The sequence below is a fragment of the Mesorhizobium sp. M0011 genome (assembly GCF_040324155.1).
GTDB lineage: Bacteria > Pseudomonadota > Alphaproteobacteria > Rhizobiales > Rhizobiaceae > Mesorhizobium.
In genome coordinates this window covers 1-23945 of sequence record NZ_JAMYVQ010000049.1, presented here as the reverse complement: position 1 = coordinate 23945, position 23945 = coordinate 1, and the positions used below count along the sequence as shown (strand labels likewise).

General features: G+C 62.6%; 20 protein-coding genes and 1 tRNA gene. 8 read left to right on the top strand and 13 right to left on the bottom strand.

Annotated features, from left to right (window positions below):
* Positions 1 to 24 precede the first annotated feature (24 nt).
* The gene (locus NKK51_RS30810) at positions 25 to 963 is read right to left on the bottom strand and encodes an IS110 family RNA-guided transposase (protein WP_352556008.1); all 939 of its coding nucleotides are present in this window, start codon (positions 961 to 963) and stop codon (positions 25 to 27) included.
* 387 nt (positions 964 to 1350) lie between these two features.
* On the opposite strand from NKK51_RS30810, the gene NKK51_RS30805 reads away from it, so the two are divergent.
* From NKK51_RS30805 to NKK51_RS30795, 3 genes are all read left to right on the top strand, one after another.
* Positions 1351 to 1427: transfer RNA gene (locus NKK51_RS30805), tRNA-Arg, on the top strand.
* A gap of 220 nt (positions 1428 to 1647) precedes the next feature.
* Positions 1648 to 2265, top strand: coding sequence for a hypothetical protein (locus NKK51_RS30800; RefSeq protein ID WP_352556007.1), 618 nt, complete (start codon positions 1648 to 1650; stop codon positions 2263 to 2265).
* Between the two features lie 2 nt (positions 2266 to 2267).
* Entirely contained in the window at positions 2268 to 3413 is a 1146-nt protein-coding gene (locus NKK51_RS30795) for an ImmA/IrrE family metallo-endopeptidase (RefSeq protein ID WP_352556006.1), read from the top strand.
* A 135-nt stretch (positions 3414 to 3548) separates the two neighbouring features.
* Here the strand turns inward: NKK51_RS30795 and NKK51_RS30790 are convergent, their stop codons facing one another.
* The 3 genes from NKK51_RS30790 to NKK51_RS30780 all read right to left on the bottom strand — a co-directional run bounded on the left by NKK51_RS30790 (position 3549) and on the right by NKK51_RS30780 (position 7432).
* Entirely contained in the window at positions 3549 to 4106 is a 558-nt protein-coding gene (locus NKK51_RS30790; protein ID WP_352556005.1) for a hypothetical protein, read from the bottom strand.
* Position 4107: 1 nt separating this feature from the next.
* Positions 4108 to 5760, bottom strand: a complete 1653-nt coding sequence (locus NKK51_RS30785) for an anti-phage dCTP deaminase (protein ID WP_352556004.1) — start codon at positions 5758 to 5760, stop codon at positions 4108 to 4110.
* Positions 5761 to 6310: 550 nt separating this feature from the next.
* Positions 6311 to 7432 (bottom strand): LacI family DNA-binding transcriptional regulator, encoded by a 1122-nt coding sequence (locus NKK51_RS30780; RefSeq protein WP_352556003.1) that lies wholly within the window; start codon positions 7430 to 7432, stop codon positions 6311 to 6313.
* A gap of 558 nt (positions 7433 to 7990) precedes the next feature.
* Between NKK51_RS30780 and NKK51_RS30775 the strand changes: the two genes are divergently transcribed.
* The 4 genes from NKK51_RS30775 (at position 7991) to NKK51_RS30760 (ending at position 12660) form a co-directional block, all read left to right on the top strand.
* The gene (locus NKK51_RS30775; RefSeq protein ID WP_352556002.1) at positions 7991 to 8953 is read left to right on the top strand and encodes a sugar-binding protein; all 963 of its coding nucleotides are present in this window, start codon (positions 7991 to 7993) and stop codon (positions 8951 to 8953) included.
* A 184-nt stretch (positions 8954 to 9137) separates the two neighbouring features.
* Positions 9138 to 10682 (top strand): sugar ABC transporter ATP-binding protein, encoded by a 1545-nt coding sequence (locus NKK51_RS30770; RefSeq protein ID WP_352556011.1) that lies wholly within the window; start codon positions 9138 to 9140, stop codon positions 10680 to 10682.
* A 59-nt stretch (positions 10683 to 10741) separates the two neighbouring features.
* A complete protein-coding gene (locus NKK51_RS30765; protein ID WP_352556001.1) occupies positions 10742 to 11737 on the top strand; it encodes an ABC transporter permease in 996 nt (331 codons plus the stop codon).
* A gap of 23 nt (positions 11738 to 11760) precedes the next feature.
* Positions 11761 to 12660: an aldose 1-epimerase gene (locus NKK51_RS30760; RefSeq protein ID WP_352555999.1), complete on the top strand. Its 900-nt coding sequence runs from the start codon at positions 11761 to 11763 to the stop codon at positions 12658 to 12660.
* A gap of 1 nt (position 12661) precedes the next feature.
* On the opposite strand, the gene phnN is transcribed toward NKK51_RS30760, so the two are convergent.
* The 9 genes from phnN to NKK51_RS30715 form a co-directional block, all read right to left on the bottom strand.
* A complete protein-coding gene (gene phnN / locus NKK51_RS30755) occupies positions 12662 to 13291 on the bottom strand; it encodes a phosphonate metabolism protein/1,5-bisphosphokinase (PRPP-forming) PhnN (protein ID WP_352555997.1) in 630 nt (209 codons plus the stop codon).
* Positions 13288 to 14427 (bottom strand): alpha-D-ribose 1-methylphosphonate 5-triphosphate diphosphatase, encoded by a 1140-nt coding sequence (locus NKK51_RS30750; RefSeq protein WP_352555995.1) that lies wholly within the window; start codon positions 14425 to 14427, stop codon positions 13288 to 13290. The genes phnN and NKK51_RS30750 overlap by 4 nt, the downstream gene beginning before the upstream one ends.
* Positions 14428 to 14440: 13 nt before the next feature.
* Entirely contained in the window at positions 14441 to 15148 is a 708-nt protein-coding gene (locus NKK51_RS30745) for a DUF1045 domain-containing protein (protein ID WP_352555994.1), read from the bottom strand.
* Between the two features lie 153 nt (positions 15149 to 15301).
* Positions 15302 to 16114 carry a 5-deoxy-glucuronate isomerase gene (gene iolB / locus NKK51_RS30740; RefSeq protein WP_352555992.1) on the bottom strand — a complete coding sequence of 271 codons (813 nt, stop codon included), beginning with the start codon at positions 16112 to 16114 and terminating at the stop codon, positions 15302 to 15304.
* A gap of 334 nt (positions 16115 to 16448) precedes the next feature.
* Positions 16449 to 16661, bottom strand: coding sequence for a DUF3329 domain-containing protein (locus NKK51_RS30735; RefSeq protein WP_023810667.1), 213 nt, complete (start codon positions 16659 to 16661; stop codon positions 16449 to 16451).
* Between the two features lie 58 nt (positions 16662 to 16719).
* Positions 16720 to 17637 carry a myo-inosose-2 dehydratase gene (gene iolE / locus NKK51_RS30730; RefSeq protein WP_352555991.1) on the bottom strand — a complete coding sequence of 306 codons (918 nt, stop codon included), beginning with the start codon at positions 17635 to 17637 and terminating at the stop codon, positions 16720 to 16722.
* A gap of 119 nt (positions 17638 to 17756) precedes the next feature.
* Positions 17757 to 19607 carry a 3D-(3,5/4)-trihydroxycyclohexane-1,2-dione acylhydrolase (decyclizing) gene (iolD, locus tag NKK51_RS30725; RefSeq protein WP_352555990.1) on the bottom strand — a complete coding sequence of 617 codons (1851 nt, stop codon included), beginning with the start codon at positions 19605 to 19607 and terminating at the stop codon, positions 17757 to 17759.
* 33 nt (positions 19608 to 19640) lie between these two features.
* The gene (locus tag NKK51_RS30720; protein WP_352555988.1) at positions 19641 to 21575 is read right to left on the bottom strand and encodes a bifunctional 5-dehydro-2-deoxygluconokinase/5-dehydro-2-deoxyphosphogluconate aldolase; all 1935 of its coding nucleotides are present in this window, start codon (positions 21573 to 21575) and stop codon (positions 19641 to 19643) included.
* Positions 21576 to 21715: 140 nt separating this feature from the next.
* On the bottom strand, positions 21716 to 22561 hold the full coding sequence (locus NKK51_RS30715; RefSeq protein ID WP_352556009.1) for a MurR/RpiR family transcriptional regulator: 846 nt from the start codon (positions 22559 to 22561) through the stop codon (positions 21716 to 21718).
* Positions 22562 to 22717: 156 nt separating this feature from the next.
* On the opposite strand from NKK51_RS30715, the gene NKK51_RS30710 reads away from it, so the two are divergent.
* Positions 22718 to 23827, top strand: a complete 1110-nt coding sequence (locus NKK51_RS30710; protein WP_352555986.1) for a Gfo/Idh/MocA family protein — start codon at positions 22718 to 22720, stop codon at positions 23825 to 23827.
* The last annotated feature ends 118 nt before the right edge of the window (positions 23828 to 23945 follow it).

The window sequence follows — 23945 nt, the reverse complement described above, 5'->3', positions numbered from 1 at the left end:
GGGGGAGAGCGACTATCTGGGGTGTCAAGTTGCAATTACGAACTCGTTGCGCGCATCGCGTGCTTTTGCATTGAGGATGACCAGGAGTTTTCTGGCGAGTGCGATGCGGATGAGCATTTTTGGCTTTCCCGCCTGTTGCAACCGTTGAGCGAAAGCTTTGAGATGAGGATCGAATTTGGCCACGATAGCTGCGACGATGAAGAGGATGCCACGCGGCCCGGCGCGTCCGCCTCGCACATGCCTGTTGCCGGTGCGCTTGCCGCTATCGTTGGCGAAAGGAGCCAGGCCTGCCAGCTTGGCGATGGCCTTGTTGGAGATGAGGCCGATCTCGGGCAGTTCGGCCATCAGACGGGCGACAGTGCGTCCGGCTACGCCCTTGAGCGAACGAAAGGCTCGCTCCAGCCTGGCCCACAGCGGATCGTCATCGATCATCGAGGCAATCTCGCCTTCCAGGCGCCGTTGCTCGCGCTTGAGGAAGGCCAGCGTCGCCTCGATGCTGGCGCATACCTCGGCGTCGCATGCGGCACTTCTACGCTGCTTGTTGATGGTCGCATCGCCGACAATCTGGCAAAGCCGGCCAACCAACGCGGTAAGCCGCTGTTGGGCAGCGCTTGGCGGTGGCGTCGGCACCGTGTTCTTGACTGCGCCGTAATGGGCGATGACAGCGGCGTCGATCCTGTCGGTCTTCTCCAGATAGCCCATCGCCTCGGCGAAACGGCGCACGCTCTTGGCATTGACCACGCCGCACGGCATGCCGTGCGCCCACAAGAGCATGAACCCCAGCCGTTCATAGCGGCCCGATGCCTCCATCACCGCAAGGGCTGCGCCATGGCTGCGGCAGAACAGCCAAAGAGCTGCAATCCCCGCCGCATCGTTGGCGAAGCGCGCTGCCGCTCCGCCAGGCCGGACATGCGCGTCCAACCAATCTTTCGAAACATCAACTCCACAAATAATCCTGTTCACGGTAACCTGCCTTGTGCGTACGGTTGGAACCAAGCGACTGTTCGGTCGTGCGTGACGAAGGCGAAGATCCCAAGCTCTCCCGCGGTTGTAACCTCAGGTGGTACGGGCGACTTCGCCAAGCCAAGGTCCGGGCGGCCGCCCGGACCTTGGCTCAATCGCTCTAATCCCACGAAATCTCTCTCGTGTAGATACAAGGTGGCTCGGCGAAGCCGAGACGGAGAGGGGGAGCGCCATATCCAACAAGCGGGCACCCGTGAGAGGACCAACCCACCCCCACCACGCGACGCGCGGCCAATCTCCAATTGCCCGTTGAAGCCCGCGCCCGCTTCCGCTAAGAAGCCGTGACTTGCCGGTTCACCGGCTGGTTCGTTTTCCGGATTCCGGAAAGCACCCGTAGCTCAGCTGGATAGAGCGCTGCCCTCCGAAGGCAGAGGTCACAGGTTCGAATCCTGTCGGGTGCGCCATTAACTGCCAACCTGAGCACTGCGTTCGGCGGTGGTGAGTTTGCGCCTTGTTTGCATCGTTCCGCATTCTGATTGCCACACCCGAAATCCGCCGTTCGTCAGACTGGTTTGGGTTCTCGTATTTCCGCTTTGCTGATTAAAGGCACGACGTATCTCACTCAGGTTGACAAATAACCATATGGTTGACAGAGTCTTATAAACGCCCGATTCGAGCGAGGGGATGATGATGCGGCCTTGGGACTATCACCCGGAACTGACTGAAGATCGGCTGGTCAAGGTCGCGCAACTGCTTGCGCTCGGCCGTGGCAGTGCGGTCGATCGCTTCGATCCCACAATCGGCGATGATAACTGGACCTTGGGAGTCTGCGCCTACAATTACGGCTGCTTCCAGATCGCGCGAGCTGCGGGAACACCAGGTTTTGAGTGGCTGGGTATGATTGATCCCGGCAAGCATTTCCAGTTTAGTATCGGCGGCATTCCGATGCGCTTCTGGCGCGGAGATCCAGCCGAGCCGACCGCAAAGATTTCGATCGCGACTCCGTTAGAACAACTGTTGCTCGATCTGGAGCCGGGCGTCCCGACAGCCGGTATGCTGTTCCGTATCGGAGTGACGGCCGACGTAGACGGCGCGCTGCTGGGTGCCAGCTTCGTCGCGCTGCGGAACGACCAGCCCGAAGTCATGTGGCCGCTGCCGCTCGCTGAGGCGGAGCCGTTGATCGTGCTGATCGACGACGCACGGCCTGATGGGCGGGAACTTCCACCGCCGTCTGTCGGCGATCTTCGGGGCGACGAGCATGAGCGCATCGGCGAGATCGACACTGCTTCCGACGGGGTCTGAACGTGGTAGTCAGGGGAAACGCGCCAGGCCACGACCTGGCGGATCGGTCGCGTTTCTTTCATGGCGACAAGCTGCGCCTAGCGCGACTGCTTTCAGGTTTGTCGCTCGATGAGTTAGGCGGGCTCGTTGCGACTAGCCGGCAGTTTGTTCATCAGTTGGAAACAGGCGCCAAGGAACCGACCGACGAGATGCGTGAGGCTGTGGCAGCCGCGCTTGCGGTAACGCCTGCGTTCTTCGCGACGCCGGCGATAAACCCCGTCCGTGAAGAAGACTGCCATTTCCGTCGGTTGGCGAGCGCCCCAAGAGGGTTGGTCTCGCAAGCGGTGGCGCGGGGGACGGCTCTGGAGGCGCTAGTGGACGCGCTCGAGAGCCATGTACGCATGCCTATCGTAGACTTTCCAGAGGACGCGCGCCCCGTCTCGTCTGACGCGATCGAACGCATCGCCGAGAATGCCCGACAGCACTGGGGCCTAGGCCTTGAGGGCCCGATTACCAGTATGATGCGTGTTGTCGAGAATGCGGGTGCAGTGGTAGTCAACTTCGACGATCTTACTGACCGCATCGATGCCCTGTCGATGGCTCGGCGCCGACCAATCATCGTTCGATCAACTGCGAAAGTTGCGGGCGCCCGTTTGCGCTTCGACCTCGCGCATGAGGCAGCTCACCTCATCATGCACCAAGGCATCGTGACCGGCGATAGCGTGACCGAAGGGGAAGCTCACCGGTTTGCCGGCGCTTTTCTGATTCCGCGCACTGCTTTCGCACGCGAGTTTCCACGAAGCCGGCGTACGCTGGATTGGAATGCCCTGTTTGCCATGAAGCTTCGTTGGAAAGTTTCGGTGCGCGCGATTGCTCGCCGCGCGTTCGATCTGGGGTTGATCGACGCCGCGCAATATCGCACAGCCAACATTCAGTTGGTAAAGACCGGACAAGCTAAGGCGGAGCGCTACGACGAACTTGTCGCGATCGAGGAGCCGGAACTGCTACGGGCTGCCATCGGTTGGCTTTCCAACCGCGAGGGGATTGTTCTACATCGCCTGCTTGTCAATCTTGGTATGACCCCGGCGCTGTTCACTCGCCTCACTGGCGAGCGCTTCCCGACCCTGCCTGACAATGTAGTACCACTGTGTACGGATAAGCCTTTGTAGATGTCGTTTCCGTATTCAGCTTCCTTTATTATTATTCCGCTACGCGATGCCGTCCCGCCTGAAAGCGGGAAGAAAAGCTGGCGCAATACTGCTCGGAAGCCAATGGTACCTTTAGACAATGACAGGCTCTCCAAATTAGCCGATTAGCTCGATGCGCCAGCTTATTTTGGCCTTGGTCGAAAGCATCCTGTTGAGGTACGCGGTCAGCATACTGGCATGCTGTGGCTTTGGAACGAAGAGCATGACCGCCCCTTTGCCAAGATTGACTAGTTCATGATACACCCTTGGCACCTGCACGCCTTCGGTCATGAAATCACCAACAGAAAGGTCGTGCCAAGGCATTGAGTCCAAAGCATAGTAAGAGCCGACCGCCTTGAAATACTCGAATAAGGTATCCCTGTCGGATCCGTATTGGTCGAAACGGGCAGCGTATCTCAGATCTATTACTGATCTGGGCTTGTTGGACAAAACGGCCTTTTGCAGTGTCCGGCCATGCACGGTGTCCATCGCAACGATGAAAACGCGCAGGTCAGGCAGCGCGGGCACATCAAAAAGATCAAGCTGATCAATACGCGGCAAGCGCTCGACTATATGATGGCCGGCGGCCCCGTGCCTCTGCGCAGTTACACGACCGTCGGAGCGGCCACGTGTGGCTCCGGTATTCTCGACCAGTGTGAGTTGCGGTTTCGTCACGCTATTTGGCCAAGGCTGCTTCGAGTTCGGGATAGCCTACCGTTAACGTGGCCCATTCGCTACCCCAGTCCGGTGCCCGCATCTCGAATTCTCCACTCGTTTTATTCTTGAGTTGCCACGTTTTCTCAAATGCACGGACATACATCCGTGGTGCGACCCCCACGAACGGCCTGAAAAGCACCTTAGGCTCGTTGTGCTTAACGTCGCCCTTATCGGCGTCAAATGAGGTGCGCATATGCGACAACCCGACACTGATACTCTTGGCGACCGGCGGCGTCCACTCAGACGGTGTCACTTCGATGGAATCGCTGTGCAGCTTTCTGGCCAGGCTCTTCGGGTACGGTTCGATGAACTGCACTTCGTAGACGCCTGCGCTGACGATGTGTCTAGCGCAATAGTGGCATGGGTAGGTAGTGACGAAGAGTCGGGTTCCAACCGTGGAAACACCTTCGCGTCCGGCCGATAGCAGCGCGTCCATTTCGGCATGGACGGCACGACTGAACTCGATAAGACCGCCCAGCCGCGTCTTTCGGATTCGTCCAGCTAGATCGATCTTGTCCGAGACCTGCTTTAATTCCGGAAGAACCTCGATCAAGTTGTCGATGATGTCGTTTTGCTCACGGTTGCTGCTGCAATAGCGTTCGGGTCGGAAAGCACACCGATGATCGTCAACTCCGCCGCTAGAGGTTGCGAAGCGTTCGCCATAAACGCCGCCTCCCGCCGCAGGCACTTCGTTCGTTCCCGTCGCGACCACGGTTCCGTCTGCGTCGACCAACGCCGCTCCCACCTGCCGGGACAGACAGGCGCTCCGAACGCGAGCAGAATGGGCATGGTGCATCGCGGTCTCTTCGATGGTGGGGCGCTCAACGCGGTCGTGCGCGATGATGCTCACAAACCTGCCCAAATCGGTGTCTAGCAGGTGCTTGGTGTCATTTGGGTCATCACGAGTATTGTCTATGAAGAAGTCCGCTTCGTAGAAGGCCTCGGTCACATGCTGGCCGTGCTTACGGCTGGAGTCGTCGGAGTCTCGATCCATAAATCGGTCGACGGCCTCCTGTGTTTCCAGCAACGTCTTCTCCGGTCCGCGAAAATACTTCTCAAGGATACGCGCACGACGCACCCCCTCCTCACACACTACGCCTATTAGTCCAAATGCATTGCCGTAGGTTCGGCGCAAAAGATAGATCTCGGCTGGGTGCCTTATAGAATCGATGAGGTAGACACGTTTGGCGTCGTCGGGGATGACCTTCTCACCCTTGATGTACGTCTGACCAGTTCGACTTGCGCGTCGCTGTGCAATCTCGCGCATGGCCGCCTTCGCAACTTCGGCCATGTCGTGCTCGCGCATCGAGTCACCGAGGTTTTGTAACTCGGTGACCATGCCCAGAGTTTTCGAACCTGGACCTGGAACGGTGCGTCTGTTCTCACTCGCCCAGTTACGGATGAGGTCGCTTGCTTTGATCGGCTCGACTTCATAGCCGCCTGATTTGCAGACGCGTTCCAATGCCTTGATGGCTTGGGAGGCGCCCGCGCCTACCGGGCCGACGACAGCGAAAAAAAGTTCTTTTGAATGACTCCCCGCCAAGACAGCCTTGCTGTCCGGCCGCCCCCCGGCCTTCTGTTCGACTCTCTTGATTGCCGTCAATCCCGCCATGCTAACACCCCAATCACCACTCAGCTTATTCTTTTCATATTGCAGAATTCAAAAAATTCATTGAACAAAAGTGAGATCCAGAGAATTTCCAGATGCGCCTTACTCGATTCGGGTACTAACATTGGTATCCGCATTCTTGAGGATAGCGGGGCCTGCAAGTGGGTATGGAGCATGCAGGTGGGCGCTAAAGTAAATCTAAGCCCGTGCAGAGAGAATGTCGCAAGACCGGCAGAAGTGACCGAGGATCTTCGATGCGCCGCGTACCTTAAAGCTTAGAGTTGGCGGACTCTGGCCCGAGAATTTTGGATACACATGGCTGCACAGGAGCATCACACTTCCGGTGTTAATGATGCTAAAACCCAGTCGAAGGTAAGTCAGGTCGATCGCGGTCCGGTTAGCGACATTTCAGGACCCTTGCGAAAACGATTGATATACTAACATCTGGAGCAGCCACCGGAATTGAATATTCCACCACCCGCCTTTTTATCCAGCTGCGGAATTCGCAGCGTCCAGCTCGGCGTTTGCGGTGACCCAGGCTGCCGAGCCGACGTCAGCCGGCCCTCACCCCCCGCACACTCTCCCGCTCCACCAGCGGGCACTCCAGCTTCGTAATCGGATAGCGCCCCCGTCCAGGCGCCGCCGGCGCTTCCAGCTGTTCGATCGCCCATTGGCCCATCGCCATGTGCGGCAGGATCGAGGTGGTCAGCGGCGGGAACAAATGCCTAGCGATTTCCTCGTCGTCGTAGCCGACGACGGAAATATCCGCAGGAATGTGCAGGCCGCCTTCCTTCAGCGCTTCGTAGCAGCCGATCGCGGTGCGGTCGTTCTGGCAGAAGATGGCGGTGGGCCTATCCCTGAGCGCCAGCAGCTTGACGGTCGCGGCGTAGCCGGCGCTGGCCGACCAGTCGCCCTCGACCACCAGGTCGGGATCGAACGGGATGTCGGCGGTGGCGAGCGCGCGGCGGTAGCCTTTCAGCCGGTCCTGTGCGGCCTGCATCCACGGCTCGCCGGTGATGGTGGCGATGCGGCGGTGGCCGTGGCTGATCAGATGGCGGGTCGAGCTCTGGCCGCCGGCGATCTCGCTCGGCACCACGGCAGGGAAGGCATAGTCTGCCGTGTAGCAGTTGAGCAGGATCACCGGGATGTCGAGGCCGTAGAGATAGTCGGGCGCCGTGATCTCGCGGGTGAAGATGGTCATGTAGATCAGCGCCGAAATGCCCCGCTTGGTGAGTGCGGCGATGGCGCGCGGCTCCATGACGGCATCGCCCAGCGTCTGCGCCACCAAGAGCACGTTGCCGGCGTTCCAAGAGGCCTGGCGCGCGCCCTCGATAGCGACCACGGCTTCCGGACTGGTGGCGAGCTGGTCGACGGCAAAGCCGATCACCCCGTCAAGTCCTTCGAAGGCGGGCCCCCCGAAGGCAGGCAACGTCGGGTGAAGCGCCTCGAAGGCGGGCGCGGTGTAGCCAAGCGTCCGCGCGGCTTCGATCACCCGTTCGCGGGTCTGCTGCGACAGCTTGACCCCCGGCGAATTGTTGAGCACGAAGGAAACGGTCGCCTGCGAGCAGCCGGCGGCCCTGGCGATATCGATCATGGTGACGCGGCCCTTGGCGCCCTTGGCCGGCGCTTTGCGCCGCCTCGCCGTGTCGCTGGCCCGATCCGTCGTCTCGCTCATGGCAAATCCCAGTCTGGCTGGCCGGTCAGGCCGGCAAGATGGCGTGACGCCGTCGATTTATAGGGATAACGTCAAGGCCGTTTATAACTATTAGTACGCCGGAGGTCCATCCGCCATGCATCTCCATACAAGCCAAAACTCAAAGGGCGAAAGGCTTGGGCGGCGGTTCAGCGGTTGCGCCGGCTCGGCGGCGGATACGCCTGGAAATCGCTGGCATTGGCTCGGAACTAATACTGTTTACTAATACAAGAATGCGCTGTACCGTCAATCTGTCGCGTCCGGCCGGTCACGTCCGGGGCGGCGGGAGAGTACGAAAAATGGCCCGGTGGCTTGCGGATACTACCTCCGCCAGCCTTGTCTCGGATATGTGATATGTCAGACAAATCGGACTATTTACGAACGAAGGATGAGTCTCTAAGGTCGCTGTCGTGGCTGGAACGACGCCATTCTTTCGGTGCCGGGAACCCTTTGAGGAGGAGGGCGTCCACGCTGCAAACGGCAAATCAGGTCAGTGCAAGATCGGCCGGTCCAACGACTGAGCCAAACGGGAGGTTGAACATGAAATCCTTGATACGAAATGCATCCGTAGCCGCGACCGCGCTGCTGCTTGGCCTGTCGGCCACGGCAATCGCGCGCGCCCAAGACAAGCCCACGCTGGCCTTCGTCGTCAACGGCGCTTCCGATTTCTGGAAGGCCGCCGAAGCCGGCGTCAAGAAGGCGCAGGGCGAACTGCCCGACTATACGCTCGATCTCAAATACCCCGAACAGTCCTCGGTCGCCATCCAGCAGCGGCTGATGGACGATCTGGTCACCGCCGGCGTCAAGGGCATCATGGTCTCGGCCGTCGATCCCAAGACCTCGACCGATGGGTTGAACAAGATCGCTTCGGAAACCGCGCTGTTCACCACCGACTCGGACGCCCCGCAGACCAAGCGCGTCGCCTATATCGGCTCGTCCAACGTCGATGCCGGCAAGCAGGCGGCCGAAATCGCCAAGAAGGCGATGCCCGATGGCGGAAAATGCCTCGGCTTCGTCGGCCTGCTCGGCGCCGACAATGCCAAGGAGCGCATCCAGGGCATGAAGGACGGCCTCGCCGGCACCAAGATCGAGCTGATCGACGTGCGCGGCGACGACATCGACCAGGCGCGCGCCAAGAAGAACGTCGAGGACGCGCTGGTCGCCAGCCCCGACGTCACCTGCATGGTCGGCTTCTACTCCTACAACACGCCGCGCATCTATGAAGCGCTGCGCGACGCCGGCAAGCTCGGCTCGATCACCGTCGTCGGCTTCGATGACGATCCGATCACGCTGGGCGGCGTCAAGGAAGGCACCGTTGCCGCAACCGTCGTGCAGCAGCCCTTCGAATGGGCCTATCAGGGCATGAAGCTGATGGCTGCCTATCTCAAGGGCGACAAGTCGGGCATCCCGGAAGGCAACCTCATCATCATCCCGACCAAGATCATCGGCAAGGATGACGTCGACGCCTACGCCGCCAATCTGAAGGCGATGGCCGGAAACTGATCGTCGTTGGCGCTGCCCCTCATCCGCCTGCCCGTCCTCCGCAGCAGCTGCGCTGCAGCTGCGGAGGGTGGACCGGCACCCCGAAGAGGGTGAGGGGCGGCGCGACGCCTCGCTTTTTATTGACGGGCCTCCCAAGGCCCGTCAGTCTGCGAGGAGGCCGTTCCGCCAATCGCTGTCAGGCATGATGAATTATTCCGACACATCCATTGCTGCATCCGTGACCGCCCCGTTCCTCAGCCTCGAGAACGTGCGCAAGACCTATCCGGGCGTCGTCGCGCTCGATGGCTTCTCCATGGAGGTCAGGCCGGGCGAGGTCATCGGCCTCGTCGGTGAAAACGGCGCCGGCAAATCGACCTTGATGAAGATCCTCGGCGGCGTCACCACGCCCGACAGCGGCACCATCACCGTCGACGGCACCGCGCATGACAGGCTCTCCGTCGAAGCCAGCCTGGGATCGGGCATCGCCTTCGTCCACCAGGAACTCAACCTGTTCGAAAATCTCGACGTCGCCGCCAACATCTTCTTCGGCCGCGAGCCGTTGCGCGCCGGGCCGCTCAAGCTCGTCGACCGCGCCAAGCTGCGCACCATGGTGGCGCCGCTTTTGAAACGCGTCGGCGCCAATTTTTCCGCCGACACGCCGGTCGCGACCCTGTCGCTGGCGCAGCAGCAGATGGTCGAGATCGCCAAGGCGCTGTCGATCGAGGCGCGGCTGGTCATCCTCGACGAGCCGACATCGAGCCTGCCGCTCGCCGAAACCGACAAATTGCTCGACGTCATCAAGGCGCTGAAGGCCGACGGCATCAGCGTCATCTTCATTTCGCACCGCCTGCACGAGGTCGAGCGCGTCGCCGACCGCGTCGTCGTGCTGCGCGATGGCATGCTGGCCGGTACGCTGGGCAAGCATGACATCGGCCACGACCAGATGGTCAAGCTGATGATCGGCCGCATGCTGAAGGAGCGCGAAAAGGCCTCGGAAGCGGCGCGTGCGCCCGGCGCCGTAGCACTTTCGGCCAAGGCCATCCGTACGCCTGCCTATCCCGGCCGGCCGGTCGATCTCGATGTCAGGCGCGGCGAAATCCTTGGCCTCGCCGGCCTTGTCGGCTCCGGCCGCACCGAACTGGCGCGGGTGTTCTTCGGCATCGACTCGAAGCTCGGCGGCGCGCTGGAACTCGACGGCAAGCCGCTTGCACTGGGCTCGGCGGCCGACGCCGTCGCGCATGGCATCTTCCTGGTGCCGGAAGACCGCAAGCTCACCGGCATCCTGCTCGACCTGTCGATCGCGCAGAACATCTCCCTGCCCAATCTGCCTGCGCATGCGCGCCGCTCCCTGGTGTCCTCAAGCGCCGAGACCGCCACCGCCGAGAAGCAAAAGAAAGATCTCGGCATCAAGGCGCCTTCGGTGCAGACGCGCACCGGCACGCTGTCGGGCGGCAACCAGCAGAAGGTCGTCCTCGGCAAATGGCTGGCCATGAACCCCAAGGTGATGATCCTCGACGAGCCGACGCGCGGCATCGACATCGGCGCCAAGGCGGAAATCTACGGGCTGATGCGCGCATTGGCCGACGCCGGCGTCGCCGTGCTGATGATCTCGTCGGACATGGAAGAGGTGATCGGCGTGTCCGACCGCATCGCCGTCATGCATGAGGGCCAGATCTCCGGCATTCTCGACAAGGACCGGTTCAGCCAGGAAAACGTCCTGCTGCTGGCGGTGGGCAAGCAGCCGAAATAGTTTTTGTTGCCAAGGGTTCCGGTCCGGAACCTTCTAAGGCGGGCATTGGGGAGAAGACGATGAGCAAGAAAGATCTCGGCCTGCTGATCCTGATCCTGGTGGTCGGGGCGATCGTTGCGATCATCAATCCGCGCTTCCTGCTTCCGATCAACCTCGCCAACACCTCGAACCTGATCGGCCTGTTCGGCATCCTGTCGATCGGCCAGGCCTTCGTCATCATCACCGGCGGCATCGAATTGTCGGTCGGCTCGGTGGTCGCGCTGCTCGGAACGCTATTCATCGACTTTATCGCCGTGCGTGGCATGGGATGGCCGGTTGCCTTCGTGCTCATCCTGGTGCTTGGCGCCATCATCGGCCTGGCACATGGCTGGCTGATCACAAGGCTCAAGCTGCAGCCCTTCGTCGTCACCCTGTGCGGCCTTTTGATCTACCGCGGCGTCGCCCGCTTCTACACTGGCGACGGCACGGCGGGTTTTGCGTTCGGCCAGAATTTCCCCGACCTCGAATTCCTCACCGCCGGGCGCTCTTATGGCGTGCCGAACAGTTTCATCGCGCTGATCGTTATTTCGATCGTCATGTGGGTGGTGCTGCACCGCTCGGTGTTCGGCCGCTATCTCTACGCCATCGGCAAGAACGAGGAGGCGGCGAAATATTCCGGCATCCGCACCGGCCGCGTCGTCATCGCCGCCTACGTCATCTGCGGCGTGCTGACGGCGCTGTCGGCGATCTATTTCGCCATGTACACGCGCTCGATCTCACCGGCCAGCCACGGCCAGTTCTACGAACTCTACGCCATCGCCGCAGCCGTGCTAGGCGGCTTCTCGCTGCGCGGCGGCGAAGGCTCGCTGATCGGCGTCATCCTCGGCACGGTGCTGCTGCAGGAGCTGCAGAACCTCGTCAACCTGCTCGGCATCCCGTCCTCGCTCAACTTCGCGGTGATGGGCGGCGTCATCCTCATCGGCGTGCTGGTCGACCAGCAATGGGGCGTGTTCCGGGAACGGCGGCTGATGGTCGACGCCACCCGCAAAAGCGCCGCCGGCGCGGCCGCGGAATAGCGCCTCGCGGCGAATGGCGGGCGATGGCTGCAATTCCTGAACCGTTGACGCTCAGGGCCGGCGCACTCGAAGCCGAACTGGTGCCGCAAATCGGCGGCAGCCTCAGCACGCTGCGCTGGCGCGGCATCGATCTCATGCGCAGGCTCTCGGACCATGATCGCGAAGCCGGCAACGTGCTTGGCGTTGCGATGTTCCCGATGATACCCTACGCCAACCGCATCGCCGGAAACACCTTCGAGTTTCGAGCGAAGCGCTGGCGGGTCCAGCCCAACAATCCGCCCGAAGCCACCAACGTGCATGGCAGCGGCTGGAAACACCCCTGGACTGTCACTGAGGCGGGCGACGCCCAGGCAACGCTGTCGCTGGATATCGCAGCCGGCCTCGAACCCTACTCCTATCACGCGACGCAGGCTTTCGTGCTGTCCGAAGAAGGCCTCGACGTGACCATGACACTGACCAACACGGGGCCGGTTTCCATGCCGTTTGGTTTCGGCCTGCATCCCTGGTTCGATCGCGACCCGGACGTCACGCTGCAATTCAAGGCCGCGCGGTTCTATCTGGAGGAACCGCAAGGCATCGCCGGCGATCCGATAGCGCTTGCGCCCGAACTCGACTTCGCCGAGAGCCGGCCTTTACCCGCCGGCTGGCGCAACAATGATTATGGCGGCTGGACGGGTGAGGCGACGCTTCGCTTTCCGGCGCGCGGCGCGGGTTTGCGCATCAAGGCCGACCCGGTCTTCAAGCATCTGATGCTCTACGCCGATCCGACAAAACCGTATTTCTGCGTCGAGCCGCAAACGAATGCCTCCGGTGCTTTCAACCGGGGCCGGTGGGACGATCCGGAGGAAGGCGTGATCGTGCTGGCCCCTGGCGAAAGTGCTGCCGGCACCGTCTTGTTCATGCCTTTTGCGCTTGAAGGCTAGCCTAGATCAGGCCCGATATGTCGGAAAAGGCCATCGCCTTGCGCAGCACCTCGGCAAAACGCTTGCCGGCGGCTTCGCGTGGGCCGCTGTTGTCGATCGAGGTGACGCCGGGCCCGGACAGAGTGACATTGGCGCTGCGCGCCAGTCGCGCCAGCACCTCGCCGCGTGACTCGCGGCCGCGCATCGCCAGACGCTCTGCCAGCACGTCGGGAGAGGCGGTGATCTCGACGATGGCCAGATTGGCATAGCGTTCGCGCAAGGAGAGGATGATCGCGCGCGACACATTGGCGACAGCGACACGGCCATTGGCGACGGACCAGTCGACATCGGCGGGGATGCCGTAGCGCAAGCCGTGCGCTTCCCAGGAGATGGCGAAGGCGCCATCGGCTTCGGCCTCGACGAAGGCGGCGTCGGCCAGCGTGTCGTGGTCCTCGCTGGCGACATCGCTCGGCCTGGTGATGACGCGGCGGACGAACTCCAGCCTTGTCTCATCGGCAAAGCGGGCGCGGGCGTAGCCGATCACTGTGTCCTTGCCGGCGCCGCTTGGGCCGACGACGGCGACGAAAACGCCATCGCGGATCGGAAACGTCTCGGCCGACAATTCCCGCTCGATCGATGCCGACACCATCATGCGACCCGGCTTCCCTGCCGCCACACGGTGCGCACCACCGGGACATGGTCGTCGACGCGCACGCGCACCAGGTCGGCGCGGCGGCCCTGTTCGATGACGCCGCGGTCGGTCAGGCCAATCGCATCGGCCGGGTTCTTTGAGACCATGGCGACGGCCTGCGGCAGGGAAATGCCTTCGACGACATCGCCGAGGAAGAACGCCGACTGAATCAGGCTGAAGGGAATGTAGTCGGACGACAAGATGTCGAGCAAGCCGTCGCCGGCCAGCGTACGGGCCGAGACATTGCCCGAATGCGAGGCGCCGCGCATGACGTTGGGCGCGCCCATCAGCACGCCCATCCCGGCCTCTTTCGAGGCCTTGGCGGCCTCTTCCGTGGTCGGGAATTCGGCGACGCGCACGCCCTGTTCGATCGCCTCGTCGACATGGCCTGATGTGGCGTCGTCGTGGCTGGCCAGCACGATGCCGCGCTCCTGGCAGGCGGCTGATATCACCGCCCGGTTCGGCGCTGAATTGCGCGCCGATTCGGCCATCCGCTTTTCGCAGAACAGCTTGAAATCGCGATCGGTCAGCTTCAGCTTGCGCTGGTAATAGTAGGCATAGGTCTCGAGATTGACGAACTGGCGCTGGCCTGGCGCATGGTCCATCAGCGATGCCAGTCTGACCCGCTCGTCGCCATCGAAATTGGCGAAAGCCCTGAGGCAGTCCGGTGCCGAAACCTCGCAGCGCAGATGGATGAAATGGTCGGCGCGCAGACGGTCCTGCTTCACACTGTCCTCGATCGCGTCGGCCAGCTTGCGGATGTCGGCTGATGTCAGGTCGGCGTCTTCGTCCATGCCGACGCGCAAGGCGTCGAGCACGGTGGTGATACCGGCGGTCGCTACCTGCGCGTCATGGGCGAGCACGGCGGCGATCGGATTCCAGCGCACCTTGGGCCGCGGCGCGTAGTGGCCTTCGAGATGGTCGGTGTGCAATTCGACCAGCCCGGGAATGATATAGTCGCCGCCCATATCCTCGCCGATGCGGCTGATGCCGGATTCGATGCCGGCGATAAAGCCGTCGCGCAGCACCAGCGAACCCTCGAGGATCTCGTCGGCAAGCACGATGCGGGCATTGTGGAGAACAGTCTCGGCGGTCATTTCAGGCAGTCCTTCAGGCGGTTTTTCTGGCCGGGCGGCGCCCGAGCGCGTGATGCGAGAGCACCATGAACGGTGCACCCGGTTCGGTTTCGACAAACAAGGTCAGCGCATCCACCAGCACCTTCTGTTGCAGCACGTCCGCGAACAGGCTGTCGATCGCTGCGCGCAAACGGGGGCTTTCCTGTGACCCTGCCCGGCCGGAAAGCGTCATGTGGAAGCGAAAGGTTTCGAAGACATAGGGGTAACCCCATTGGCAGAGGTTGCGGAACTCGGCCGGCTTCAGCGAATCCGGGCTGCGCCGCTCGATTTCCGCTTCGCTCAGCGGTGCGCGAAACCGGTCGAAATCGCGCACCACGTCATCGGCGAACCGGTTGAGCGCAGGCAGCGGCCCTTCCGGCACCAGTGCGAAGAAGCCGTCGATCTGGCTGACCACGAGACGCGGGATGGTCACCACCGGCGTCACCTCGGCAAAATGGTCGAGTGCGGCGCGCAGCGAGGTTTCGGTCTCGTTGGTAGCCAGGCGGAAGGGGGCTTTCAGCGTTGCGTGAAAGCCATAGCGGCGCGCCGAAGCGGTGTGGAAAGCGACTTCCGCCGCCGACAGGTCTGCCACCGCTTCGACCGGCCTCGTCGCGGCGCCGAACGGGTCGCGGCCCAGCCAGTCGGCGGCGATCCGCGCCAGCGGCTCGTCCTGCCGGGGGGTGAAATAGAGGGCATAACGCATGGAAAGTCCTTGTCAGCTTCGCTGCCATAGGCGATTTCCATGACGAATTGACGAAGCCTTGCTGGCTTTCAGGTAACAAAACGCTGCGGCGGGGTCATTAGCCGACGATTTTTTCGTGCTGGACCAGGGAGCGAGTGCTCACGCAGCGACCGGTCAGGCCTTCATCAGCCATTCATGCTCAGGCGCATTGTGGAATTTCCACGTCCGCTTCGGTCCGGCCATGACGTTAAGATAATAGAGGTCGTAGCCGTGGCAGGCGGCGCAGGGGTGATAGCCCCGGGGCACCAGCACGACATCGCCATCCTCGATCGCCATTGCTTCATCGAGCGCGCGATGGCCGTTCTTGTCGGCATCGGTATAGACGCGCTGGAAGGCAAAACCCTGCGGCGGGTTGAGACGGTGATAGTAGGTTTCCTCGAGATAGGATTCGGCGGGCAGATTGTCCTGGTCGTGCTTGTGCGGCGGATAGCTCGACGTATGCCCGCCGGGCGTGATGACCTCGACCACCAGCAGCGAATCGGCCGGCTCGCCCTCCGGCAATATGTTGGTGACGTAGCGCGTGTTGGTGCCCTTGCCGCGCACCTCCTGGCCGAGATCGTCCGGTGCGATCACCCGCACCGGCAGGCCGCCGCCAAGGCCCGGCGCCGAGCAGACGGCAAGTTCCAGCTCGGTATCCGCCGTCATCGACCAGTCGGAGCCTTGCGGAATGTAGACCGACCACGGCTTGCCCTCGAAGGGCGACATGCGCTCGCCAAGCAGGCCCAGATCCTTGCCGCCGGCGGACGCCGTGCCCTTGCCGGTGACGAACACCAGGCAGACTTCACGATCCTCGGTCCTTCCCGAGGCGCTTTCGCCAGGCTTCAGCCGATGCAGATCGAAACCGACATAGGTCCAGCCGGCGCTTTTCGGCGTCACATGGGCGACGCGGCCAAGGCCTTTGTCGGCTTTGACGAGCAGCTTCGACATTTTTGTCTCCTATTCCAGTGGCCTGACGGTTGCAGGCCTGTAAAGCCAAGTCGTTTGTTTGAAAGGACCATCGCAAACGTTCGGAAATTGGCCGGCGCCCTTCCAACTTCGTCATCCTAGGGCGAAGCAGGAGCGAAGCTCCGTCGCGGAGACCCTAGGATCCATGCCGTTGCCTCGGCCGAAGGGCACAGCGGAGCGGAATCTGCACCGTCACACCAGCTTCAAAGTCATGGCATGGATCCTAGGGTCTGCGCCGCGTCGCTGCGCTCCTTGCTCCGCCCTAGGATGACGAAGTTAGAAGCACTGCAAGCCAATCGCCAACGCATGCGATCAGTCACTCCTTCGGTTCGGCCTCGGCCTTCGCCTCGTCGGCCGGCTTATAGAGATAAAAAAACTGCCAGACGGCGTAGCCGGCGAAGCCGAGCGCGATCATGCCCCAGAACGGCGTGCCGGTGGCGAACTCGATGATCGACCAGATGACGCAGACCGCGACGATGGCGACACGCCGCCACAAAGGCCGGAAGAAGGGGTGTTCGGAATCTTTCATCGGGCCAATCTACAGCAATCGGCCTCGCCGGGAACCCGTCGCACCAGCCATTGAGAAACTAGACATTTGGAAAGCCTTGCGTCTCGACCGTATAGCCGGCGGCGGTCATGACGCGCATCAATTCCTTGTAGCCAACCTGCGCCATCCTGAGTGGCGGGTTCTTCTTCGGGTCCTGCTCCGCCTCGACCACGAACCAGCCCTCATAGCCATGGTCGGCGAAGCGCTGCACGATGGCGCCGAAATCCAGCGAGCCGTCGCCCGGCACCGTGAAGGCGCCGAGCGCCACCGCGTCGAGGAAGGATTGCTTCGAGCGGTCGAGCCTGTCGATCACCTCCATGCGAACGTCCTTCACATGCACATGGCTGATGCGGGTGTGATGGTTGTCGATGGCACGCAGCACGTCGCCGCCGGCGAAGGCCAGATGGCCGGCATCGAGCAGCAGCGGAATGCCGGCTCCGGAATAGCGCATGAAGGCATCGAGTTCCGGCTCGGTCTCGACCACCGCCGCCATGTGGTGATGATAGGACAGCGGCATGCCCTGTTCGGCGCACCATTCGCCAAATTCGGTCAGGCGCTTGGCGTAGGCCTTCATCTCGTCATCCGACAGCTTAGGTTTGGTGGCGAGCGGCTTCGAGCGGTCGCCCTGGATCGAGCGGCCGACCTCGCCATAGACGATGCAAGGCGCGTTCACCGCCTTGAACAGGTCGATCACCGGCTGGATGCGATCCTTGTTGTCGGCCATCTCCCCATCGACCAGCGTGCCCGAGAACCAGCCGCCGCACAGCGTCACGTCGGCTGCCTTCAGGATCGGCAGCATGATTTCGGGATCATTGGGAAAACGCCGGCCCATCTCCATGCCGGTGAAGCCGGCCGAGCGCGACTGGCGCAGGCATTCTTCCAGCGACACGTCATCGCTGAGTTCCGCAAGATCGTCGTTCCACCACGCAATGGGGGACATGCCCAGTTTGGCTTTCAAGTCGTCACTCCAGTTCAGTTCGTATTCACCCCCTTGTGGGGGTCCGAAGGACGGGCGAGACCGTTGCTCGCCCCGGCAAGTCGCTGCGAAGCAGCGGGGTAGGGGTGGCAGCGCCTATATCAATCGCCGACGGTCTGCATCTTCCGCTTCTCGTCATACGCCTTGCGCGCCGCGTTGACCTGCGGCCGTACAGACACTTCCGGCACCGCCACGTCCCACCAATGGCCCCCGACATCGGTGGAAACCAGCGGGTCGGTGTCGATGACCAGCACGGTGGTGCGGTTGTTCTTCTTTGCCTTCTCCAGCGCGTTTTCCAGCCCGGCGATCGACGGCACCTTCTCGGCGATCGCCCCCATGCTCGCCGCATGCGCGGCAAAGTCGATGTCGGGCAGCACCTCGTGGCGCGAGTCCTTGAGGAGGTTGTTGAAGTTGGCGCCGCCGGTCGCCATCTGCAGCCGGTTGATGCAGCCATAGCCGCGGTTGTCGAGCAGCACGATGGTGAGCTTGAGGCCGAGCATCACCGAGGTGGCGATTTCGGAGTTCATCATCAGGTAGGAGCCGTCGCCGATCATGACGACGATCTCCTCGCCGGGCTTCGCCATCTTGGCTCCGAGCCCGCCGGCAATCTCGTAGCCCATGGTCGAGAAGCCATATTCGCCATGATACGATCCGGGCGCGCCCGCCTGCCAGAGTTTGTGCAGTTCGCCCGGCAACCCGCCGGAGGCATTCAGCAGTGTCACATTGGTGCCCATGGCGCGCTGCACGGCGCCGATCACCTGCGCGTCGGACGGGTAGGCCGCATTGGTCGACGCCGTCACCTTGGCCGCCTCGGCCTGCCAGGCCTTCTTGCCGGTGGCCGCATTGTCGGTCCAGGTGGAAGGTGCCTTCCAGCCGTTCAGCGCAGCACCGAGTTCAGCCAGGCCCTCGGCCGCATCGGCCACCAATGGTAGGGCGCGGTGCTTGCCGGCGTCGAAGGGCTGCACGTTGAGCCCGATGATGGTCTTGCCCGAATTCTTGAACAGCGCCCACGAACCAGTGGTGAAATCCTGCAGGCGCGTGCCGATGCCCAGCACGACATCGGCGTCCTCAGCCAGCCGGTTGGCCGCAGATGTGCCGGTGACGCCGACCGCCGCCATGTTGAGCGGATGGTCGTCCGGCAGCGAGGATTTGCCGCCTTGCGTCTCGCAGACCGGGATGCCGGCGCTCTCGGCGAATTTCGCCAGTTCGTCCGACGCCTGCGAATAGAGGACACCGCCGCCGGCGATCACCAGCGGCTTTTTTGCGCCCTTTAGCGCCGCCACCGCGGCGGCAAGCTCATGGCGATCCGGGCGCGGCCGACGCTGGTGCCAGACCCGCTCGGCAAAGAAGCTCTCGGGATAATCATAGGCCTCGGCCTGCACGTCCTGGCACAGAGACAGCGTCACCGGGCCGCATTCGGCCGGATCGGTCAGCACTTGCATGGCGCGGCTGAGCGCAGGAATGATCTGCTCCGGCCGGGTGATGCGGTCGAAATAGCGCGAAACCGGACGGAAGCAGTCATTGACCGTCGCCGTGCCGTCAGAAAAGTCCTCGGCCTGCTGCAGCACCGGGTCGGGAATGCGGTTCGCGAAGACGTCGCCCGGCAAAAACAGGACGGGCAACCTGTTTACATGGGCGAGCGCCGCCGCCGTCACCATGTTGAGCGCGCCGGGGCCGATCGAAGAGGTCGCGGCCATGAAGCGGCGGCGGAAATTGGCCTTGCCATAGGCGATCGCCGCATGCGCCATCGCCTGTTCATTGTGGGCGCGGAAGGTCGGCAATTCGTCGCGCAGCTGATAGAGCGCCTCGCCGATGCCGGCGACATTGCCGTGGCCGAAGATCGCCCATACGCCGCCGAAGATGGGGACTTTGCTACCGTCGATCTCGGTCATCTGGCGCGACAGGAAGCGGGTCAGCGCCTGCGCCATTGTCAGGCGGATTGTCTTGCTCATGGTGTTTTCCTCCGCAGTCCTATTCGCGCCTTCTTATGCCGCCTTGCGGCCGCGCGCGGCAAGCCACGCATCCGTCAACTGTCCGAAGCGAGACGCCATGTCGGCGATCGCCTCGTCATCCGACATCTTGCCGGCCAGCCATTGTTCGGCCGCATGGACGAAGATGGTGCGGCCGACGGCAAAGCCCTTGACGATGGGTGCCTTGGCGGTGGCGGCGAAGGCCGCTTCCAGCTCGTCCTGCGGCGCTTCCAGGCCAAGCAGTACGACGCCGCGGCACCAGGGGTCGTGCTTCAGGATCACGGCCTCGATCTTCGCCCAGGCGCCGCTCGACGCCTGCGGCTCGAGCTTCCACCAGTCCGGCTTGATGCCGAGCGCATAGAGTTCCTCCAACGCGCGCGGGATCGTCGTGTCGTCGAGCTTGCCATGTTTGCCGGCAATGATCTCGATGAGAAGTTCCCTACCGACCTTCCGCGCGCCTTCGAACAGGGCGCGCAGTTTCTGCTGCTGTTCGTCCTTCAGCGCCGCCGGATCGTCGGGGTGATAGAAGCACAGGCATTTGATGCAATGGTCGACCGGCCACTCGGTGAGCTGCGAGCCGATGTCCTGCGAGAATTCGAAGCGCAGCGGCCGCGAACCCGGCAACTCCACCGGCCGCCCGAGCCAGGCGAAGGAATGCCTAGCGAATTCGAACATCGCCTTGCGGCCGTGTTTCTCGTCGATTAGCATACCGTAGCCGTCGCGGCCGGCGGCGACCTTCGCCGCGGCCTTGACCGCCAGCACCTTGAATTCTTCGATCCGCGCCGGATCGGCACCGGCCTTCGCCGCCACATCCTCTAGCTGGATGCGATGGTCGCAGGCGAGCGCCATCAGCGAGGCGACGTCACGCCGTCGCGTCGTCGCCCAATGGATGTGGTTGATCGCCTCGTCCTTGCGCAACGCCAGATGCTTGCTGCCGTGTTTGAGGAAGAACCGCAGTTCTTCGAAGGTCGGATATTCCGGCGCGCAGAGCAGCCGCGACACGGCGAAGGCGCCGCAGGCGTTGGCCCAGGTCGCCGCTGTCGCATGATCTTCGCCACCCAGCCAGCCGCGCAGGAAACCGGACATGAAGGCGTCGCCGGCGCCGAGCACATTGTAGATCTCGATCGGAAATCCCTTGCCGACGACACCGTCCTCGAGATCGTCGCTGATCGGTCCGTCATAGACGATGCAGCCCATGGCGCCGCGCTTCAGGACGATAGTGGCGGACGACAGCGAGCGGATCGTCTTCAAGGCGCTCAGGCAATCGTCGGCGCCCGACGCGATCATGATCTCTTCCTCGGTACCGACGATGAGGTCGCAGTCGGGCAGCACCGTCTTCAACTGTGCCGAGACCCGGTCCGATTTCACATAGCGCTCGAACCCTTCGGCATGGCCGGCAAGGCCCCACAGGTTCGGCCGGTAGTCGATGTCGAACACCACCTTGCCGCCCTTGGCCTTCATGATGCGGATCGCCTTGCGCTGCGCGGCATCGCTGTTGGGCCTGGAAAAATGCGTGCCGGTGACGACGATCGAGCGCGCCGAGGCGATGAAGGCCTCGTCGATGTCTTCCGGCGCCAGCGCCATGTCGGCGCAATCGGAGCGGTAGAAGATCATCGGCGAAACGCCTTCGTCCTCGACCGACAGCAGCACCAAAGCGGTCAGCCGCTCCTTGTCGGTCTTCAGGCCGTCGACATTGACGCCTTCACGCGTCAGCTGCTCGCGGATGAAGCGGCCCATCTGCTCGTCGCCGACGCGGGTGAGCAGCGCCGAGCGCAGGCCGAGCCTGGCGGTGCCGACAGAGATATTGGCCGGGCAACCGCCGACCGACTTGGCGAAGGAGGTGATGTCCTCCAGCCGCGAGCCGATCTGCTGCCCATAAAGGTCTACGGAAGCGCGACCGATGGTGATGACGTCGAGCGGCGCGTATTCAGCGTCCACGGCTTCGCTCATTGGAACCTCCCGTCGGCCTTGTTGTGTTGGGGTACACGCGCGAGCGGCAGCGTGGCGCCGGGAATATGAAATAATAATTCCAATCCATAGTCAATATGGAATGAGCGTTCCTTCGGGGAAAAGTACCTTTCGGCGGTGGATCAGGCCTTGCGCTTGCGGCCCGTGTCGCGTCGCTTCTCGCCGACGCCGACGGTCAGCGCCATGGCCAGCGCCATTGTCGCCGACAGCGAGCGGAAGCCGGCGAAATCGGCCTCGGCAACCTCGAACCAGACCTTGGCGAACTGGGCGAGCGGGGAAAACGAGCTGTCGGTGATGGCGACGATCGGCACGCCCTGTTCCGAAATACTGCGCGCCTCCTCGATGGTGGCAGGCGCATAGGGCGAGAAGGAGATGGCGATGACGGCATCCGCCGGCGTCGCGAAGCCGATCATCTCGGCATTCAGCCCGGCCGCCGATTCGATCAACTGGTTGCGGATCTTCAGCTTGCCCAGCGCATAGGCGATGTAGGAGGCCACCGGGTAGGAGCGTCGCTTGGCCAGCACATAGATGGTTTCCGCCCTTGCCAGCAGGGAAATAGCGTCTTCCAGATGCGCATCGTCCAGCGTGCGCGAAATGTCGTTGAGCGAGGTGCTGGCGGCGGCGACGAAGCCGTCGAAGATCGACCGATGGCCGGCGCCGCCCTCTGCCTTGGCGCGCAGCGCCTGCAGCCTTTCGTCATAGGAGGAGTTGCGCTCGCGCAGCCGCTCGCGAAACACCTGCTGCAGGCTGGTGAAACCATCGAAGCCAAGCTGCTGGGCAAATCGGATCAGGGTCGAAGGCTGCACGCCGGCCGAAGCGGCGATGCTGGCGGCGGTGCCGAAAGCGATATCGTCGGGATTGTCGAGCGCATGGGCGGCGATCTGGGCGATGCGCTTCGGCAGGCTTTCGCGCCGCTCCAGGATGGTGGTGCGCAGCGTCTCGAAATCGCGAGGTACCCGTTCGTCCATCGTCGCTGTGTCCAAGCTCATGCGTGAAGCGTCCCTCTGTGCATCATCATAGCGAGCCTGCGCAAGAACACCATAAAAAATGAGGCATACATTCCATTCCAGGATAAAATGGATTAATTCATCCACGCAACGCTTCAAGCAGTGGAGAAACGGAAAATGGTCGGCGTCGGTCTCATCGGTACGGGTTTCATGGGCAAGTGTCACGCCATCGCATGGAGTGCCGTCAGCGCCGTCTTCCCCGACGTTGCCAAGCCACGGCTCGTCCATCTCGGCGAGGTGAATGAAGAGCTTGCCCGGCGCAAGGCGGGCGAGTTCGGTTTCGCCAAGGCGTCGGGGGACTGGCGCGCTGTCGTCAACGATCCCGAAGTCGATATCGTCTCGCTGACCACGCCCAACCAGTTCCATCCGGAAATGGCCATCGCCATCCTGGAAGCAGGCAAGCATCTGTGGTGCGAAAAGCCGATGGCGCCGAGCTTTGCCGAGGCCGAGGCGATGGCTGCGGCGGCGAGCAAGTCCGGCAAGGTCGCGGCCCTCGGCTACAATTACATCCAGAGCCCGGCCATCCGCCACATCGGCGCGCTGCTCGACGAGAAGATCATCGGCGAGGTCAACCATCTGCGCATCGAGATGGACGAGGACTTCATGGCCGACCCGGAAGCGCTGTTCTTCTGGAAGCACGAGGCGGCCTCCGGTTATGGCGCGCTCGACGATTTCGCCGTGCATCCGCTGTCGCTGGTCTCAGCCCTGTTCGGCCGCGTCGCCAGCGTCATCTGCGACATGGCCAAACCCTATGCCGATCGCAAGCTGGCCAGCGGCGGCCGTCGCGCGGTGGAGACCTACGACATCGCCAGCGTGCTGATGCATCTGGAAAATGGCATTGCCGGCACGCTGCTGGTCAACCGCTCGGCCTGGGGCCGCAAGGGCCGCATCGCCGTCCAGATCTTCGGCTCGAAAGGGTCGATCCTGTTCGACCAGGAACGATCGAACGAATTCCAGCTTTACCTCACCGCCGACCGGCCGACCGAGCAGGGCTACCGCACCATCCTGGTGGCGCCGCACCACAAGCCCTATGACCTCTTTGTGCCGGCGCCAGGCCATGGCCTCGGCTTCAACGATCTCAAGATCATCGAGTGCCACGAATTGCTGACGCGGCTTGAAGGCAGGCCGGCGCGGCTCATCGAGTTTGCCGAAGGGCTGGAGATCGAGCGCACGGTGCACGCAATGGCGCGTTCGTTCGAGGAAAAGCGCTGGGTGGACGTGCGATAGAGCCATGTAGTTCGTCGAGACGGGGAAGGTTACCGACTCTCGGCAGGCAAGATTTCACCATTCATTTGGTGACCCGTCGCAGACATTCGCGATTGGCCGAAGCCGCCCTGTCGCTTCG